Here is a 2,583-nt window from a genome sequence, read left to right on the forward strand (position 1 = left end):
AACAGGAAGTTGATGGCGCCCGTGTACGGTGGTGTCGTTGACCCATCCTCAGGATCCGTTGGCTCCTCTACTGGATCAGTGCCTGGATCGGTAGGATCTGTCGGCTCTTCCACGGGATCCGTTCCAGGATCTGCTGGATCGGTCGGTTCTTCCACAGGATCGGTTGGTTCAGCTGGCTCCTCTACCGGATCAGTGCCTGGGTCAACCGGATTTGACGGCTCTTCCACAGGATCACTGCCTGGATCAGTTCCTGGATCGACCGGATTCGATGGCTCTTCTACTGGATCAGTAGTCGGATTACCGGGCTCGGTGGGTTCTTCAACAGGATCGGTAGGATCTTCCGGTATCTCATAAGGCGGATCAGTGTCACCGGGAGTCACAATCTTCGCGTCCTTCTCAAGAACCTGAAGAGTAATATGTAAAAAACCCACGCTAAAATAGTTCTCAAGCCGTACCGTGATATTGTGCTGACCAATCTCGTCTACAGATGGTGTACCCCTGAAAGTGTTTGTATCCTCATCGAACTCCAGCCATGGCAGGTTCGTGTTGTCCCAACCGCCGTCAATAGCTACAAACGTTCCTTTATCGGAGTCGTACTGACTCGTAATTAACCTCGGCTGGGGTAGGATCTTGACAGTGGCCACACTACTGGTGAAAGGTACCGCTACCGACGCATGTGAAATCTGGTGTTCAAACTCTTGCTCTGCCCTCGTTTTTGCGACGGTTGATTCGCCTGCAATTTGAGCGTCGAAGTATGGAACCTGGTGTGAGGGCGGAACTTCCAGCACGGTACCGTCGCCTAGACGGATCTCATCGTATCGATGCAACTCATGGCTGAACCAGTCATGAATGAAAATCCAATCTTCCCTGTTCCCATGTGTCAACAGCAGACCACATGCGTCTCGAGAGAAAGCAATATCATCGGCAGCAAATCCATCGTCTAATTGAAGGACATTGGTCAGCTCAAGCTGTCCATCACTGTTGATATTCGGATACAAGCGCTTGAACGCCCGTCTTGCTTGGCCGCTTACATATTGAACTGGATCCCGATCGGCAGCATCGTACAAGGCTTTTACTTGATTGGCGGCGAGCGTGTAGCTGTTGTTCCTACCGGCTGTTCCACCCAAGTCAACATTCGGCATACCCAAGAATTCGAACTCGTCGATGGAGTCGGATTCAAAAAACGACTTGAGCTCGAATACTACTTCGAACGGAAGGGTATCACCCTCACACTGAGCTAAGCTGAATGGCTGTGGCTCTGGAGCAGCTCCAAATGGAGGGGTTAATATGGGTCTACTATTGGAATATTCTGGGGCAACAGTGTTCCACCGCTTCACGCCGTATTTTCCAGTTACAAATCCAGAACCTAATAGCCCGGGGCCCTGGTCGAACACCGGAACGCCAAGTACTAGATCTGCCCCATCTTGCAGCCATACCATATCGGTTGCAGGCATCCCTCGTTCGTAAGATGTCCGAAGACCCCTATTCAACTGCAGGCGGTCAAATCCAGTGGCGTCAGAAACTTCAATGATGTTCGGAAAGGCTTCGCGGAAGAGCCATACCTCATTGCTGAAACTAAGGTCGTACGTGTCATCACCTTGCTCATCATTGATCTTTAAACCGTCCGCGAAAGCTCGGATCAAGTAAGTATCGTTACCTTCTCCGCCGTCAAAAAAGTCCACGCCTCCGCCTTCGTATTCATAAAACAAGGTATCGTTGCCGTCGTTACCTAACAGGATGTCGTTGCCGGTACCGCCGTACAGCGTATCGTCGTCGTCCCCTCCTGCAATTACGTCGTCGCCGTCGAGGCCGTACAATATGGCCTGGCCTTTGGCGTAGACGAAATCGTTCGCATTGGTTCCATGAACCACTCCACGCCCACCCACACGATTATCGATGTCGAACAATGCCACATCTGGCATCAGCTCTAGATTCTGCTTCTTTACTGTAGCATCACCCCAGGCATCCATGGCGATGTAGGTAATGGCGCTATGGCCAAGACGGAACTTTGCTTTTTGATTGTTGCTCACCTCAAGAGGTGTTCCGTAGTAATCAACTGCAGAGGCTGAACCAATATCAAATGCAGGCACAGTAAGGGCGCCAATGTCGAGCGAGATATCAGCAGGGATGGTTAAAGTCGGTGGAATTATTTCGTGCTCACCAACCAAGGTGGTGCCCAAATAAAAGTATTCCTTGGCGCTACCTTCGGCCTTGGCTTCCATGAGCAGCTGGCCAGTTTTTGAATAGAGGAGATATGTGGGCACACCATGATCATCTCGCTTTACGAGGTGGCCGAGACCATCGTAGTGGTAGAGCTGTTCGGTACCAGCACCCCTGCCTATGCCCTGAAGCCTGTTGTGGCCGGTGTACCAGTAGTATTCGTCGCCGTTGTACGTCATCTGACCAAGGCGATTAAATTTATAGGTCTTGTTTTCGGCGCCAGTCACTGTATCGAGCTGATTCAGTCCGTCATACACGTAAGTGGATACAGCGCCATTCAAGTCACGCAGTGTAAGGTCACCATTTTGATTATACCGGTAGATACTGGTGCCCCATGGCCCTAACGAGGCTGTAGAAAAACCA

At 51.1% G+C, this 2,583-nt stretch carries 1 protein-coding gene; it reads right to left on the reverse strand.

All coding sequences use genetic code 11. The features are described 5' to 3' along the window. Positions 1-2,583, reverse strand: a 2,583-nt coding sequence (locus tag ABD735_RS18440) for a calcium-binding protein (protein ID WP_486303633.1), incomplete at both ends; no start/stop codon positions are given.

This window comes from Allohahella marinimesophila (genome assembly GCF_039538005.1).
Classification (GTDB): Bacteria; Pseudomonadota; Gammaproteobacteria; order Pseudomonadales; family Oleiphilaceae; genus Allohahella; species Allohahella marinimesophila.